Origin of the sequence: Methanoculleus sp. UBA374, from assembly GCA_002508705.1 — an archaeon.
GTDB lineage: Archaea > Halobacteriota > Methanomicrobia > Methanomicrobiales > Methanoculleaceae > Methanoculleus > Methanoculleus palmolei.
On sequence record DAYL01000019.1, the window covers coordinates 55,950 to 71,301 of the forward strand.

Genomic DNA, 15,352 nt, shown 5'->3' on the forward strand with positions numbered 1-15,352 from the left:
CTTCACGCATTAAGGTTTCCCCATGACTGGTTGCAGGCGTCGCGGCACCGTTGAGCGCATACCTCTGCACCCGCCGGCCGATTCGAAAAAAAGTGAGTTACTCGGGAAGGTCTTCCCAGCGGTCCTTAAACTGCTTCTCAACGCCCGGGAGCGTGGTGTACTCCATCTCCTCAAGCGAGAGGCGGTGCGGTTCAAACGGCCCGTGGGCCCGGAGAACGTCGGAGAGCTCGCAACACCGGTCGCGAACGCGGTTGAACGCCGGATCGTCGAACATGTCCGCAGGCCCGATCAACTCTCCGTTGCTGACCTGGAACCCGAGACAGATGACCCGGGGCGGTCCGTCGAACTGGGTGCAGTTCGCATCGCAGACGCCCACCGGCATGAACGGTCCGTGGTGCGAGCCGCGCATCCAGCCGGCCACGAGGATGGGTGTCCTGAAGGGGTCGATGACCTCGCCGACCGACGGGAACCCGCTCTGTGCCCTGATGACCATGACCGGGTCGTCCTTACCGACGTAGCGGCCGGCCATCAGGTTCAGCCGCTGGGTGCTGGTGGACGCCGCGATCGTGCCGTCCCTCTTCCAGACGTACTTGATCACGTAGCGGCTCGGAGCTCCGATGTACGCAAGGAGGCTGTAGGACTCTTCGGGCGTGTTGAAGCGGATCCTCCGCTTCTCCATGACGTCATGAACCTCGAACGTGAACCCCTGGTGCATCGACGGGTCGATGACGAGGCCGGATGTGCTGAAGGGGTCGGCGAAGATCCGATAGAGGAAGTAGTTCCATGCCCCGGGCTCGGTCTTATCGGCCATGAAGACCAGGACCGGGTCGGAACCGCGCTCTTCAAACTCCATCTCTGCGACACCGGGTCCCATTCCCTTGACGTTGCCGCTGAACGCGTCGCCGAGCAGGTCCTGGCCGGCGCCGTAGAGTTTCATCTCTTTCGCGATCCCGGCGCACTCCATGAAGATGTCCCACGCCAACTTGTGGATCTCTTCATTGTCCTCGCCCTTGTTGTGCGTCATAATCAACTCGAGATCATCACCGCAGTGGGTGACGTACGAGTCGATGAGGGTGCTGCCTTCCGCTTCTTTGAGCCTCCGGGCGGCTACCTCAAGAAGCTTCGGGTGGGTCCGGGAATGCCCCGGGAAACTGCCAACATCTGCTTTAATTACGGACACGGTGGTTTTAACCATTTCATCACACTACCTGGCGGGCGTAGCCCTTACGACTAGTAGATAGGTATTACCGTATATGTAGGTGTTGTTGTCTTGAAAAACGTTGGCTGCGGCAAACCCGCATATGCGGTTTGCCTGGTTTCTGGCGGGCCGATCCTTTCGAAGCATATGCGCCGGTTAGTGTTCCCGGCGGGCGAGATCATCGGGGATGCCCGATGGGAGAAAAAACTGTTGCGGCCTTGCCGGGGTTTGGGCCGGCAGGCAGGTTCCGGTCAGTCGATCTTGATGGGCTTACCCCGGGAGAACTTGACCTCCAGGACTCCGTGCTTATAGTTTGACTGCATGGAGTCGGGGTCCACGGTCGGGATCTCCACCGAGGTCAGCTGGCTCGCGCCCGCGATGATCGTCAGCGTACCGTTGATGAGCGACAGGTGAATATCCTCCCTCTCGACGCCCGGAAGATCGACTGCCACCGTTACGTCATCGTCGGTCGTATACATCTCTGCTATCGGCTCAATGGTCCCTTCTGACTGGGCCTCTGCAGGATAGACAGTGGATTCAGTATCCTCTACGGCGGGCTCCGTCGCCCCGGCATCGTGGAGGACGATCTTGAACCCGTAGGCGAACGGCCTATTCTGGTCTCCCTGCTCTTTGAGCCCCTGCTCCATGAGGCGTTTCATCAGTTCGTTGAGCTGCTCGAAGATGTCTGTTGGACTGTCACTCATGTGCATCACGTTGTTTCTTCATCACTGCTGGTAGGGGGCGAGCCCCCTCCTCTGGGGACGCCCGGTCAGAACGCCGTAGCCGTCTGCGGCAGCGGGCGTTCGATCCTGGTCTTTAACTCCTTTGTGAGGCGCTTGATCTCCCCGAAGTCTTTCCTTCTTGCGTAGACCGCCTCTTTGAGGGCCTGCGCCAGGTCCTTGACTTCCTGCTCGACCTTTCCGGTCTCCCGCATCCCGGCACGGTTAACGGTCGAGACGGCATCCTCGAGCGTCGACCGCTGCTCCTGGTTATAGAGGATCTCCCAGGAATGACGTTCGTTCTCCTCCAGCCGGTCGAGATCCAGCGTACCCCTCACGCGGGTGAGGGCGTCCGCGAAGTGTTTCTTCGTGATCCTCACGTTGCCGATCGCCCGGCGCCGTTCCTCCTCGCTCTTTCCGCCCATCGCCGCGATGAATTCGCGCATGGCGGATAACTTTGCTTCGCGGACCAGTGCCTCGATATCGGCGCCGACGTAACCCTCGGTCTTCTCGACCAGGTCGTCGATGTCGACGTCGTTTGCGAGGATCTCCCTGTTCTTGAGGTACACCTCGAAGATCCTCTTTCTGCCTTCCCGGTCGGGCGGCGGGACGTAGATGATCCTGTCGAATCTGCCGGGGCGAAGCAGCGCCTCGTCCAGCATGTCCGGGCGGTTGGTAGCGCCGAGAACCACGACATTGTTCAACTCCTCGAGGCCGTCGAGCTCTGTCAGGATCTGGCTTACCACACTTTCAGTTACGTGTGACGATCCTATATAAGCTCCGCGCTTGGGCATAAGTGCGTCAATCTCGTCGAAAAAGATAATCGACGGTGCTGCTTGCCGCGCTTTTCGGAATACCTGACGGACGCCGCGCTCAGACTCTCCGACCCATTTTGAGAGGAGCTCCGGACCTTTTACGGAGATGAAATTGCATTCGCTCTCGTTTGCTACCGCTTTTGCAAGGAGAGTCTTCCCGGTCCCCGGGGGTCCGAAGAGCAGGATGCCGCGGGGGGGTTCGGTATCGAGAGAGGAGAATACTTCCGGATATTTGAGCGGCCATTCAACGGCCTCCGCGAGTTCGGCTTTGACGTCGTCGAGACCCCCTACGTCCTCCCATTTGACATCGGGAATCTCTACGAGCACCTCCCGCATCGCGCTCGGCTCAACATGCTTGTGCGCTTCGATGAAGTCCTCGTTTGTTACGCGGAGCTGGTCGATGATCTCGGCGGGGATCTCCTCCTCGATCTTGATCTGCGGTATGATCCGGCGGAGCGCGTGCATTGCGGCCTCTTTTGCGAGCAGCGCGATATCTGCGCCGACGAAACCGTGCGTGGAGCGGGCATAGTCGTCGAGGTTCACATCCTCGGCAAGCGGCATGCCCCGCGTGTGGATCTGGAAGATCTGCTGCCGCCCCTTGGTGTCCGGGATGCCGATCTCAATCTCACGGTCGAACCGGCCGCCGCGTCGGAGGGCGGGGTCGATGAGGTCCGGGAGGTTCGTTGCGGCGATAACCACCACCTTGCCCCGGGTCTTTAACCCGTCCATCAGGGCCAGGAGCTGGGCGACGATCCGGCGTTCTACCTCTCCTTTCACTTCCTCACGTTTGGGTGCGATAGAGTCGATCTCATCGATGAAGATGATTGAGGGTGCGTTCTCCTGGGCTTCTTCAAAGACCTCCCGCAGGCGCTCTTCGGACTCGCCGTAGTACTTGCTCATGATCTCGGGGCCCGAGAGCGTGATGAAGTGAGCGTCCACCTCGTTTGCTACGGCCTTTGCGATCAGCGTCTTTCCTGTTCCGGGCGGGCCGTAGAGCAGAACACCTTTCGGGGGTTCGATGCCGAGACGCTCGAAGAGTTCAGGGTGCCGGAGCGGGAGCTCGATCATCTCCCGGACGAGCTGGAGCTCACGGTCGAGCCCTCCGATATCCTCGTAGTGGACATCCCCGACAACCTCGCGCTGCCCTTCCTTGGGCTCGTACGGGGTCTCTTTCAGTTCGATCTCGGTGCTGTCGGTGACGATGTCGATGCCTTTCGGGGCCACTTTGGCGATGACGAACGTGAGCGGGTTGCCGAGGATGCTGACCCGGATCTGCTGCCCCTCGGTGACCGGCCGGCCCCGCAGGATTCTCCCCAGGTACTGTTCCCCGCCCACCAGGCGGATGGGCTGCGTCGGCTGGATGGTCACCTTTTTCGCGTATCCGGCTTCGGTCTTCCGGATCCGGACTTTGTCGTCGATCCCCGCCCCGACGTTGCTCCGGGTGTTGCCGTCGATGCGCAGGACCGCCTTGCCGGTGTCCTGCGGGAATCCCGGCCATATGAGCGTCGCCGCCTTCTGACGGCCCTCAATCTCGACGACGTCGCCGCTGACGAGACCGAGAGTCTTCATGGTGTCCATGCTCAGTCTTCCGATCCCACGGCCGGCATCCTCGTGAGCCGCTTCTTTGATGGTTACCTCAACGGATTCGGTATTAGGCATGTGAACAATCTCCTCTTTGGATGGTTTACTATAAGTAAGTGTTATCTAGTATTTATATATTCTCACTGTCCCACTCGCGTTGCACCCGGTAAATCCCTTTTTCTGTAACGATGTAATCCATCTTCACGTCGTTCTCGTCGACAGGAATGCTCTGTGCCTGCTGACAGGAGAACGCGATGCCGATCTTCTGCGCGTGCGGGCAGCGGCAGAGGAAACGGTCGTAATACCCGGCACCGTAACCGAGGCGGTTTCCTCTGGCGTCGAATGCAAGCATCGGTATGACGACGACCCCGATGTCTCCCGGCCGTGCCGGAAGTTCGTGTCCGATCGGCTCGGGCACGTTGAACGTGCTCGGGACAAGGACCGCGGGGTCCGGCAGATACGACAGGCGGAGGCTTCGGGTCTCCCGTTCGATGAGAGGCACGACAACCCGCACGCCCCGGCGGTTCAGGTCGATGATGAGGTCGTCTGTCCGGACCTCCTGGGGCTTTGAGACATAGACCATGACGGTCGTAAATCCGTTCAGAAGTTCGAGGAGTTTTCTTTCGATGCTGCTGCTGTACGTGGCGATCGCTCGAGGCGAGAGAAGAGACCTGGCCTCCTTTGCCTGCTCCCGGAGGGCCGCCTTTGTCTGGCTCATTGTGAAAAAGGTTTGGCTGAATCAGACCATAAAGTATGCATGCCCCGGGGTGTGCGGCCTACTCCTCCGCCCCCTGTTCTTTGCCGTAGACCTCCCGGAACTGGCGGAGGGAGGACGCAAGGACCCGGGTTTTGCCGACCATGGCGGCGATCAGGAGGGTGTCGAGGACCTCGTCGCGCGATGCCCCTTCCTTCAGGGCGGCTCCGAGATGTACTTTCAGGCAGTTTTCCGCCCCTGCTCCCGCAGCGGCGGCAACGGCGATCAGTTCCGCGGTTTTTGCGTTGAGGGAGTCCGGCCGGGCGATCCGGGAATCGGCGATGGCTGAGAGCGCGAAGGTGTCGGGCCGGTCCCGGAGAACGGTGAAGATGAACGGCACGACGCCGAGCATCTCTCTTATGTCCTCCGTGATATCGTCGCCGAGATCGTCTGCATGGGTAAGAAAGTCGCTCACCAGTTTTTCGGTATCGGGTTTCATGAGATCTCCTCGTAATGAGTGTGAACGGGGAGGAGGATAACGGTGTGGTTTTTGTATGCATCCGTTGGTACGGGAGTCGAGTATGAAGTAGGGGTGTACACGATTGATAACCGCGAGTTCGCTCTATGGGTATAATATCCATGAGGTCAAACCTGCGTTATGGACGGCATTGTATGTCCTGATCTTCAAGGTACATCCGTGGGCTACAAAACCGGTCCGGATGTTATGCCCGGAGGCGAACGAAAAAATGTCAGTATCGAAGTCCTGGGACTGGAACGCTGAAAAGGATAATGTATGGCTCATACCCGGCGAAGAGAGTCACTATATCGCCTATCGCTGGAAGGAGGCGGGGTTTAAAGATCTGCTGGATTTCGGTTGCGGTTTAGGTCGCCACTCCATTTTTTTTGCGAATTACGGGTTTTGCGTATCGGCGTTTGATCTATCATCCGACGGGGTTAGGCATCTGAGAGAATGGGCAAACCGGGAAGGTTTATGCATTGATACCCGGGTTGCCGACATGCTGCAATTGCCGTATTCAGACAGTTCTTTTGACTGCCTCTTTGCATATCACGTCGCATCTCATACCGACACCCGCGGGATGAACGTCATTTTGAGGGAGATCAAGCGAGTGTTGAAGCCCGGCGGTGAGTTTTATTTGACGCTGTGCTCCAAGGAGACCTGGTCGTTTACTGAGGCCGGGTATCCCAGACTGGACGAAAACACGATTGTGAAGACCGATGAGGGTCCGGAAAAGGATATCCCGCATTTTCATGTGAACCTGGACGATGTGCTCCGGTTGTTTTCAGATTTTACGCTATTGGACGTTCGACACACCAATGACTGCTTCCTTGAAGGCAGAAAGCAGGATAGCAAGCATTTCTTTATACTTGGGAAAAAGTAAGAGCGGTGATGGGGAGAAGAGTCCGCCGAACCCCCTCCTTCTTTCTATCCTTTAGAAGTTGAAATGCCGCCCGACGATCTTCAACGCACAGTAGTCCCCGCACATCGTGCAGGCATCGGTATCGGCCGGCATCCGCTCGGCCCGGATCGCCCGGGCGCGCTCGGGGTTGATCGCGACTGAAAATTGCCGCTCCCAGTCGAGGTCCCGGCGGGCGTGTCCCATCTCGAGGTCGGCATCCCGCTTTTTGAGCTTGATCATATCCCCGACGTGGGCGGCGATCCTCGAACTGATGACGCCCTCGTAGACCTCCTCGGGCGTGGGGAGCGCCAGGTGCTCCGCCGGCGTCACGTAGCAGATGAAGTCGGCGCCGTAGGAGGAAGAGAGTGCGGCCCCGATGGCGGCCACCCGGTCGTCGTAACCGGGCGCGATGTCGGTGACCAGGGGCCCGAGCATGTAGAACGGTTTCCGGTTCGTAACCCGCTTTTCGAGGACGACGTTCGTCTCGATCTCGTCGATGGGGATATGCCCCGGTCCCTCGATGATCGCCTGCACGCCCTCTGCATGCGCCTTGTCGGCAAGCTCCGCGTTGATGAGCAGTTCCTGGATCTGGGCGCGGTCGGTTGCGTCGTGGACGGCGCCTGCCCGCATACCGTTGCCGAACGAGAGGGTGACCTCGTGCTCTTTGAGGATCTCAAGCAGGTAATCGAACTCAGCGTAGAGCGGGTTCTCCTTCTCGTTGTGGAGCATCCACGCGGTCATGAAGGCCCCGCCCCGGGAGACGAGCCCGGCATGGCGTCCCTGGTTCTTCAGGCGCTTCATCGTTTCGTAGTTGATCCCGGTATGGATTGCCATGAAGTTGGTCCCGAGTTTCGCCTGCTCCGCCGTGATCCGGAAGAGGTCGTCTTCTTTCATGTCGACGACCGCGCCATACTTCCGGGCGGCCTCGATGAACGCCTGGTAGAGCGGGACCGACCCGACCGAGAGGGTCGTCGTCCCGACGACCCGGCGCCGGATCTCCGTCATGTCGCCGCCGGTGGAGAGCTCCATCAGGGTATCGGCACCGGCACGCTCGGCCTGCCGGGCCTTCTCGATCTCCATATCTACATCGACGATATCCGAGGACGTCCCGATGCTTGCGTTGACCTTCGTGCGGAGCCCTTCGCCGATACCGCAGATCTTTACCTTCCGGTAAGGAGAGACCGGGATGACGATGTGACCCTCGGCCACGCCGCGCCTGACGAAATCTTCAGTTACACCTTCTGCTGCTGCGACGGTTCGCATCTCCTCGGTGACGACGCCGCGCTGTGCGTCTTCTATGAGACCCATGGCCATATGTTTGTAGAAAAGAGTTGATAAAGGCTTGTTTTTTCAATTCCGGCTAAGATATTGTTGATCTCTCCTCAAGTAAAATTGTTTTTACCTTATTCAGATCCTGTTACGCTATCCGGAAAGCCAAGGCTTACAAGAGATCGGGGAGCACCAGTATACCGTCTGGTGATCCGTTGTACGTTAATTTTGGGGGTTTCATCCCGATCAGCACCGTCGACTGGCGGGGGCGGGCGGCCTGCACCGTCTTCCTCCGGGGGTGCCCCGCGCGTTGTTTCTACTGCCACAATGCCGCCCTCCAGGGTGGCGAAGACCCCCGCGACGCTGAAGAGGTCCTCTCGATGATCCGGGGCTCCCGTACTCTTGCAGGCGCCGTGGTCTTCTCCGGCGGGGAGCCTACCCTGCAGGGGCCGGCGCTCGTCCACCTCGCCGCCGCCGCCCGTACTCTGGGTTTCTCCGTCGGCCTGCATACGAACGGGATGTTCCCCGGGGTGCTTGAGGACTTGATCGACCGGCGTCTGGTGGATATGATCGCGCTCGATATCAAGACCACGTGGGAGCGCTACGACGGCCTTCTCGGGCTTGCGGCCGTCGATGCCGTGAAGCGGTCGCTCGCCGTTTGCAGGCAGGCGAGGGCCGACGGCAGCCTCGAAGATTTCGAGGCCGTGGTCACTCTCTTTCGCGGCCGCGAGTGCGACCTCCCGTCCATTGCGGAGGCGGTCGGGGAGACGGACCTCGTGCTCCAGCAGGGAGTCGCCCCGGGTTTTTCTCCTCTGACCCGGCCGGAACTCGAGACAGCGGCGGCACCGCTCGGGCGGAGCGTCCGGATAAGGACACGGGAGGACGGAGAGGTCCGCTACGACCCGGAGCGGTGACTGTTCCGGCGGGTGCACCGTTCCCGGTTCTGCCGGTGCAGCGGTGACGTTAAGCATAAGAGCGTCGGGAACGCAAAGTTTATGGAGATGGCTGCGGCGACCGCCACAGCCCGCTGTTCTGGATATACTATATAAAGTGGAGAAGCCTCGATGAAGGTCATTGGAATCGTAGGTATGCCGGCAAGCGGAAAAGGAGAGATATCAAAGATCGCCCGGGACCTCGGGATTCCGGTCGTGGTCATGGGGGACGCGATACGGGACCGGGTGAGAGAGGCCGGGCTTCCGGTGACGGACGCAAACTGCGGCACGATCGCCGGAAAGTTGCGCGCGGACCTCGGCATGGACGCCGTCGCCCGGATCACCATCCCGGCCATCGAGGCCCGGTCCTCTCCGGTGGTCCTGGTCGACGGCATCAGGGGCGACTACGAGGTGGCGACGTTTCGGGAGCACTTCCCCGACTTCACGCTCATCGGGATCGTCTCTTCGTTTGAGACCCGTTATCGGCGGCTCGCGAACCGGGGCCGGCCCGACGACACCCTCACCGCCGACGAGCTCCGGGTCCGCGACGAGCGGGAGCTCGGGTGGGGGCTCGGTCGAGCCCTCTCCCTGGCAGACTGTCGCGTTGTGAACGAGGGAACGCTCGAAGAATTTACCGCGGAGGTCCGTGCCCTGCTCCGCCGTCTCGGAGGGAGGGCATGAGTCTTATTCCGTATTTTTCATCTTCATCCAAGGTCTGGGAGTCGCGGGACTGGGTCTTCGGACTCGAGGACATCGGGTACACCGGCTGGGAGATCGTTGCCGACGGGAAGTATCGCCTGGACAACCCCGAAAATTTCGCCGCCATCCGGGAGAACCTCGAAAGCACCGGTCTACTCGCGACCGTCCACGCTCCCTACAGCGACTTAAACCTTGCATCGCTGAATTACCCCATCTGGCGCGAGTCCATCCGTCAGACCTGCTGCTGCATCCGCTACGCGGCCGACCTGACCGACCGGGTAACGGTTCACCCCGGGTTTGTCTCCCCCGTAGGAAAACTCGTCCCCGAGAAGGTCTGGGAGATGCAGAAGACCGCACTTGTCGAGATCGGGAAGTATGCGGAGGAGCACGGCGTCCTTGCATGCGTCGAGAACATGATCAGCATCAAGGACTTTCTCTGCCGCTACCCGGAGGAACTCCTCGGACTCACGGAAGGGATTGCGGGGATCGGGGTCACCCTCGACATAGGGCATGCCAACACCAACGGTCTTGTGGATGCGTTTCTCGCCCATGTCCGGGAAGCCAGTCACCTGCATGTCCACGACAACCACGGAAAGTCGGACGAGCACCTTGCCCTCGGCGACGGGACCATCGCCTGGGAGAAGGTCGGGTGGGTCGTTGCCCGCGATTACTCCGGCCGGGTCGTGATCGAGGGCCGGACGCTTGAAGAGGCAAAGCGGAGCCTTGCAGCATTCAGGGAGTGGTTTGTATAGCCGGCGAGACCCTGCACGTTCACTTCCTCGGTACGGCGGGTGCGCTCCCGTCGCCGCAGCGAAACCCCTCCTGTATCCTGATCCGACGGGGTTCCGATACCCTGCTCTTCGACTGCGGGGAGGGTACCCAGCAGCAGATGATGCGCGCCCGGACCGGGTTCACCGTGAACGCCATCTTCATCACCCACTGGCATGCCGACCATTTCCTCGGTGTCTTCGGGCTTATCGAGACCCTTGCGTTCATGGGACGTACCGACCCGCTTCCGATCTACGGCCCTCCCTGGGTGGAGGAGTTCGTCGAGATCGTGCAGAAGATTAACCGCCACACCCGGGGATTTTCCGTCACCGCTCACGCTCTCGACCACGGTTCGGTCGTGCCCTTCAGCGGCTACACCGTCCGGGCGTTCGCCACGTCTCACGGCATCCCCGGGCTCGGCTACGTGATGGAGGAGGATGAACGGCCCGGCCGGTTCAACCGCGAGCGGGCGATTGCGCTCGGCATCCCGCCGGGTCCGCTCTTCGGGAGGCTGCAACGCGGGGAAGCGGTCCGCATCGTCCGCGACGGCGTCGAGACCGAGGTCCTGCCCGTCGATGTGCTGGGAGAGCCGCGCCCCGGACGGAAGGTCGTCTATACCGGGGACACCCGACCGCTCCAGAACCAGCCCGAGACCGCGGCGATGATCCGGGACGCCGACCTCCTGATCCACGACGCTACGTTCGACGACCAGGAGAGCAACCGCGCCCGGGAGGTCCTGCACTCCACCGCCGGTGAAGCCGGTGAGGCCGCCCGGGCCACAAACGCCCGTATGCTTGCCCTGATGCATATAAGCTCCCGGTATACGAGCACAGCAAACCATATACGCGATGCAAAGCGACAGTATGAGGGAGACGTGATCCTGCCGGCAGACCTGACGGTGCTGGAGGTCCCGTATCGAGGTTGATTGCGATGGACGGTGATGGTGATGTGGCAGGGTCTCTTCAGCCAGAACCGCCTGATCCTGACCGGTCTTGGCGCTTTGCTCGCCAGCGCCGCTGCCTTAAGCATTGCAGGCATCTATCTTGGCTCCGTCCGTGAAGTCCTCAGCCTGATCCCCGGCCTGATGGTGCTTCTGCCGTCGACCATCAATATGCGGGGGAGCATCGCCGGGGTTTTTGCATCCCGCCTCTCGTCGTCGATGCACCTCGGGGAGTTCTCCATCGACTTTCGGGACGGCTCGGTCCTCGGCGATAATATCCGTGCCTCGCTCGTGGTGACGGTCGAGACGGCCTTCGCGCTCGGCATCCTCGCCTACGCGGCGGGTCTTCTCTTCGGGTTTCCCACGGTGGGCGTCGTCGACCTCGTGCTGATCTCGGTTGTGAGCGGGATCGTCTCCGGGCTTGTGGTGACGGGAGTCACCCTGGTCGTTGCGCTTGTAAGTTACCGTTACGGCCTCGACCTCGATATGATCGCCGCACCGACCGTCACCACCTCCGGAGACATCGTCACGCTCCCGATCCTCATGCTCTCCGCGACATCGGTCATGCTCCTTTCCCCCGGGGCACGCCAGGCGCTCGGTGTCGTCGTGGTCGCCGTCGTCATAGCCACGCTCCTCTACACCCGCCGCCGGTCGGAGGGGACGGGAGCCATCGTCCGCGAGAACCTCGCTCTCCTCATCCCGCTCGGCGTCTTCGGTACGCTGGCCGGGCTGACCTACTCGTTCAATCTGGACAACTTGCTTGTGCTTGCGGTCTTCCTCATCCTGATACCGCCGTTCACGGGCGGACTCGGATCGATAGGCGGCATCCTCGCATCGCGCCTATCGACGGAGATGCACACCGGCGAAGTCAACCCCTCGTTCCTCCCCGGGCGCGGTGTCGTGCATCATTTTATTATTTCCTATCTCTATACGTTGATACTGCTTCCACTGCTGGCGCTCATCGCGCATGGTGCGGCGGTGCTCATGGAGTTAAACAGCCCCGGCCCCGGGGTACTGGTCACCATCAGCCTTGTAGCAGGTCTGGCCGTCGTGACACTGGTGAACGGCGTGGCGTATATAACCGCCAGCCTTTCGTTTCGGTATGGTCTCGATCCCGACAACTTCGGAATCCCTGTCATCACAAGCCTGATCGACCTGATCGGCGCAGCCACCCTTGTGACAGTGATGAACCTGCTGTTGTAGTAAAACATGAGAAAATGGTTGACAGACCCATGACGGAACGTGAATATCAGCCGATCAGCTTCAAAGACGTTCTGATCGAGATGAAGGACGTCTCGGAACTGATGGTTGACCTCGCCTATTCTGCGATACTCTTCGACAGCAAAGAGATAGCGCTCGAGGTGATTAATCTCGAGGAAAGCATGAATAAACTGGTTTATCAGGCCAGAATTCAGAGCGTCCTTGGTGCTCGAAGGCTCGAAGAGGCGGAAGCGATGAGCGGTATGCTTCAGGTGGCTGAGGCAGCGGAGCGAATTGCGAACTCGGCTTCCGACGTAGCAAAACTTATCCTGAAAGACATCAGGTTCCCGGCAAAACTCAAGCGCGTCTTTCCCGAAGCTGAAGAGATTGTCACCCGGGTTATCGTCGGCCAGGGAAGCGAACTTGTCGGCCGCACGCTCGGCGAACTTAAAATCCAGAGTACGACGGGTATGCAGGTGATTGCCATCCGTCGCGGGAGGGGCTGGATCTACGACCCCGATAAAACCACCCGGGTGGAGAGCGGCGACATCCTGATATCGCGGGGCTCGGAGGCCGGAGCGGCTATCCTCTCCCGGATGGCGGGGGTGACGGAATGCGCCCCGGGAAAATCCTCGCATGCGGCCGAGGTCGATGACCTTGACCGGGCGGTCCAGTTGATCATCGAGATGAAAAACCTCTCGGAACTCTCCGTTGGACTGGCATACACCTCCCTGCTCTTCAACAACAAGGAGGTCGCGCACGAGGTGGTCGCCCTTGACTCGACGCTCGACGACATGCGCTACGACCTGGACCTCTGGATCCTTGAAGCGGCGCGAAAGATCGACGATGTGCGCTACCTCCGGGGTCTTTTGTATATGTCCTCTTTTGCACAGGGGATCAGTGATTCTGCCCACGCCATTGTCGACGTAATCCTGCGTGATATTGAGGTCCCGCCGGTCTTTAAGAAGATCGTCCGTGAGTCGGATGAGATTATCACGCGGGTTCCTGTGGCCGGCTCGTCGCTGCTCGTGGCGCGGACCCTTAAGGAGGCGTCGCTTTCGACGGTGACCGGGATGGTCGTGCTCGCCATCAAACACCGCGACCGGTGGGTCTACCGCCCGGGGAAGGATGTCCGACTAGCGAGCGGTGATATTATCATCGCCAAGGGCAGACGGGATGGTGAGTGCCGGTTGTATGAACTTGCCGGATACCCCGCCAGGGTGCCCGAAGAAGAATGATTTGGTGAACTGTTATGGAAGATACAAACGACATGATTGTCTATCGCCTCGGGGCGAACTGTGACCTCGACGAGGTGGAAGAAGGAAAGACGTATCTTGGACGGGTGCAGGGTTTCGCCCCGTTCGGCGTCTTCGTCCAGTTGAATGATCGGGTTAAGGGGCTCGTTCATAAGAGTAATGTAAAGTTGCAGCATACCGAGCGCGACCCGATCATCGTTCACGTCCTCCAGATCCGGAGCAACGGCAACATCGACCTTGAAGAGGTTACGCCGACCGTCTACCAGACCCAGAACGTGAACAAGAAGACGACGAATGTGCTTCTTTCCGATATCGGGAAGAAGATCGGCAGGACGGTACTGATCGAGGGCGAGATCGCCCAGATCAAGCAAACATCGGGACCGACGATCTTTACGGTCGTGGACGAATCCGGCACCGCAAACGCGGCTGCATTCATCGAGGCGGGTGTCCGCGCCTACCCTGAGGTGAACCTCGGTGATATCGTTTCCCTCACGGGTGAGGTGATGCAGCGCAACAACCAGCTCCAGATCGAGGCCAGGTCCATGGCGGTCATGGACCCGGGGGACGCGGGCGAGGTCCGGGGGCGTATCGATGCGGCGCTTGAGAAGCGTGCGGAACCGCCCGACCTTCCGTTCCTTATTGAGAGTGAGGTCCTTGACGCTCTCCGGCCCCGGATGCGCCAGGTGGCAAAGGAGATCCGGAAGGCGGTCCTGACCGCGAGGCCGATTATCCTCCGGCACCATGCGGACGCTGACGGGATCTGTGCTGCCGTTGCTATTGAGCAGGCGGTGACCGCGCTGCTCCGTGAGAGCGCCGGAGACTTCGATGCAGAGTACTTCCTCTTCAAACGGTCGCCGTCCAAAGCCCCGTTCTACGAGGTGGAGGACATCACGCGCGACCTCGACTTCGCTCTCAAGGACAACGTCCGCTACGGACAGAAGATGCCGCTGATCCTCCTGATGGACAACGGGTCCACCGAGGAGGATATGCCGTCGCTGAAGTTGACCCGGATCTACGGTCTCCCGGTGATGGTTGTGGACCACCACCATCCCGATAAGGTCGTGGATGATTACCTGATCGGGCACGTGAACCCCTATCTGGCGGGGGGAGATTACGGGATCACGGCCGGGATGCTGGGAACGGAGATCGCCCGCATGGTCAACCCGGCGATCGAGGACCAGATCCGGCACCTGCCGGCGATTGCGGGGGTCGGCGACCGGAGCGAAGCACCGGAGCGTGCCCGTTACCTCGCGGTGGCCGCACCCGGCTACTCGGAGGACGATTGCCGCGATATTGCTCTGGCACTCGATTATGAGCAATTCTGGCTCCGGTTCGGCGATGGGAGAGAACTTGTCAAAGATATCCTGAACCTCTCCGGTAAGCCAGAACGCCATGAACAGTTCGTCGACCTGCTGGTCGAAGAGGCAAATCACGCGATCGAGGAGCAACTCAGTGCCATCATGCCCCACGTCGAGAGCCGGGTGCTGCAGAACGGGGCTCATCTCTTCATGCTCGATGTGGAGATCTTCGCTCACAGGTTCACGTTCCCGCCGCCCGGCAAGACTTCGGGAGAGGTGCATGACCGGCTGGTCAAAGCGCATCCGGGAGAGCCGGTCGTCACGATCGGGTTCGGGCCGGACTTTGCCGTCTTGCGTTCCCGGGGCGTCATGATGAACATACCCCGGATGGTGCGCGAACTCCATAGTGAGATCTCCGGCGGCGGGGTGAGCGGCGGCGGTCATCTTGTCGTCGGGAGCATCAAGTTCGTCGAGGGAATGCGCGATGTGGTACTGGATAGCCTGATCCAGAAGATTGGCGAAGCACCAATCTGATCGCTACTTCTTTCTCGCTGATATTCCTCTC

14 protein-coding genes are annotated in these 15,352 nt (G+C 60.3%); 8 read left to right on the forward strand and 6 right to left on the reverse strand.

Features of this window, described 5'->3' with window-relative positions:
* Window positions 1–97: 97 nt before the first annotated feature.
* The 5 genes from fbp to BRA42_RS05955 form a co-directional block, all read right to left on the reverse strand.
* Entirely contained in the window at window positions 98–1,195 is a 1,098-nt protein-coding gene (gene fbp / locus BRA42_RS05935; RefSeq protein ID WP_342770266.1) for a fructose-1,6-bisphosphate aldolase/phosphatase, read from the reverse strand.
* A 254-nt stretch (window positions 1,196–1,449) separates the two neighbouring features.
* Window positions 1,450–1,902, reverse strand: a complete 453-nt coding sequence (locus BRA42_RS05940) for an Hsp20/alpha crystallin family protein (RefSeq protein ID WP_292410899.1) — start codon at window positions 1,900–1,902, stop codon at window positions 1,450–1,452.
* A 65-nt stretch (window positions 1,903–1,967) separates the two neighbouring features.
* Window positions 1,968–4,391 carry a CDC48 family AAA ATPase gene (locus tag BRA42_RS05945; protein WP_292410900.1) on the reverse strand — a complete coding sequence of 808 codons (2,424 nt, stop codon included), beginning with the start codon at window positions 4,389–4,391 and terminating at the stop codon, window positions 1,968–1,970.
* A gap of 52 nt (window positions 4,392–4,443) precedes the next feature.
* The gene (locus tag BRA42_RS05950; RefSeq protein WP_292410901.1) at window positions 4,444–5,031 is read right to left on the reverse strand and encodes a 5-formyltetrahydrofolate cyclo-ligase; all 588 of its coding nucleotides are present in this window, start codon (window positions 5,029–5,031) and stop codon (window positions 4,444–4,446) included.
* A 58-nt stretch (window positions 5,032–5,089) separates the two neighbouring features.
* Window positions 5,090–5,506, reverse strand: coding sequence for a carboxymuconolactone decarboxylase family protein (locus tag BRA42_RS05955; protein ID WP_292410902.1), 417 nt, complete (start codon window positions 5,504–5,506; stop codon window positions 5,090–5,092).
* A 169-nt stretch (window positions 5,507–5,675) separates the two neighbouring features.
* On the opposite strand from BRA42_RS05955, the gene BRA42_RS05960 reads away from it, so the two are divergent.
* Window positions 5,676–6,407: a class I SAM-dependent methyltransferase gene (locus BRA42_RS05960; RefSeq protein WP_342685807.1), complete on the forward strand. Its 732-nt coding sequence runs from the start codon at window positions 5,676–5,678 to the stop codon at window positions 6,405–6,407.
* A gap of 51 nt (window positions 6,408–6,458) precedes the next feature.
* On the opposite strand, the gene thiC is transcribed toward BRA42_RS05960, so the two are convergent.
* Window positions 6,459–7,733, reverse strand: coding sequence for a phosphomethylpyrimidine synthase ThiC (gene thiC, locus BRA42_RS05965; RefSeq protein ID WP_292410904.1), 1,275 nt, complete (start codon window positions 7,731–7,733; stop codon window positions 6,459–6,461).
* Between the two features lie 176 nt (window positions 7,734–7,909).
* On the opposite strand from thiC, the gene BRA42_RS05970 reads away from it, so the two are divergent.
* The 7 genes from BRA42_RS05970 (at window position 7,910) to BRA42_RS06000 (ending at window position 15,321) form a co-directional block, all read left to right on the forward strand.
* Window positions 7,910–8,608: an anaerobic ribonucleoside-triphosphate reductase activating protein gene (locus BRA42_RS05970; RefSeq protein ID WP_292410905.1), complete on the forward strand. Its 699-nt coding sequence runs from the start codon at window positions 7,910–7,912 to the stop codon at window positions 8,606–8,608.
* Window positions 8,609–8,758: 150 nt separating this feature from the next.
* A complete protein-coding gene (locus BRA42_RS05975; RefSeq protein WP_292410906.1) occupies window positions 8,759–9,307 on the forward strand; it encodes a dephospho-CoA kinase in 549 nt (182 codons plus the stop codon).
* Window positions 9,304–10,077, forward strand: a complete 774-nt coding sequence (locus BRA42_RS05980; RefSeq protein ID WP_292410907.1) for a sugar phosphate isomerase/epimerase family protein — start codon at window positions 9,304–9,306, stop codon at window positions 10,075–10,077. The genes BRA42_RS05975 and BRA42_RS05980 overlap by 4 nt, the downstream gene beginning before the upstream one ends.
* Window positions 10,065–11,018: a ribonuclease Z gene (rnz, locus tag BRA42_RS05985; protein ID WP_292410908.1), complete on the forward strand. Its 954-nt coding sequence runs from the start codon at window positions 10,065–10,067 to the stop codon at window positions 11,016–11,018. The genes BRA42_RS05980 and rnz overlap by 13 nt, the downstream gene beginning before the upstream one ends.
* Window positions 11,019–12,236, forward strand: coding sequence for a magnesium transporter (locus tag BRA42_RS05990; RefSeq protein WP_342770268.1), 1,218 nt, complete (start codon window positions 11,019–11,021; stop codon window positions 12,234–12,236).
* A gap of 29 nt (window positions 12,237–12,265) precedes the next feature.
* Window positions 12,266–13,471, forward strand: coding sequence for a potassium channel family protein (locus BRA42_RS05995; RefSeq protein ID WP_292410910.1), 1,206 nt, complete (start codon window positions 12,266–12,268; stop codon window positions 13,469–13,471).
* A gap of 14 nt (window positions 13,472–13,485) precedes the next feature.
* A complete protein-coding gene (locus BRA42_RS06000) occupies window positions 13,486–15,321 on the forward strand; it encodes a DHH family phosphoesterase (RefSeq protein ID WP_292410911.1) in 1,836 nt (611 codons plus the stop codon).
* The last annotated feature ends 31 nt before the right edge of the window (window positions 15,322–15,352 follow it).

Excerpts from the sequence above, each read along its gene's own strand:
- fbp (WP_342770266.1), bottom strand. The coding sequence starts at position 1,195 with ATGGTTAAAACCACCGTGTCCGTAATTAAAGCAGATGTTGGCAGTTTC.
- BRA42_RS05940 (WP_292410899.1), bottom strand. The coding sequence starts at position 1,902 with ATGAGTGACAGTCCAACAGACATCTTCGAGCAGCTCAACGAACTGATG.
- BRA42_RS05945 (WP_292410900.1), bottom strand. The coding sequence starts at position 4,391 with ATGCCTAATACCGAATCCGTTGAGGTAACCATCAAAGAAGCGGCTCAC.
- BRA42_RS05950 (WP_292410901.1), bottom strand. The coding sequence starts at position 5,031 with ATGAGCCAGACAAAGGCGGCCCTCCGGGAGCAGGCAAAGGAGGCCAGG.
- BRA42_RS05955 (WP_292410902.1), bottom strand. The coding sequence starts at position 5,506 with ATGAAACCCGATACCGAAAAACTGGTGAGCGACTTTCTTACCCATGCA.
- thiC (WP_292410904.1), bottom strand. The coding sequence starts at position 7,733 with ATGGGTCTCATAGAAGACGCACAGCGCGGCGTCGTCACCGAGGAGATG.
- BRA42_RS05975 (WP_292410906.1), top strand. The coding sequence starts at position 8,759 with ATGAAGGTCATTGGAATCGTAGGTATGCCGGCAAGCGGAAAAGGAGAG.
- BRA42_RS05980 (WP_292410907.1), top strand. The coding sequence starts at position 9,304 with ATGAGTCTTATTCCGTATTTTTCATCTTCATCCAAGGTCTGGGAGTCG.
- BRA42_RS05995 (WP_292410910.1), top strand. The coding sequence starts at position 12,266 with ATGACGGAACGTGAATATCAGCCGATCAGCTTCAAAGACGTTCTGATC.
- BRA42_RS06000 (WP_292410911.1), top strand. The coding sequence starts at position 13,486 with ATGGAAGATACAAACGACATGATTGTCTATCGCCTCGGGGCGAACTGT.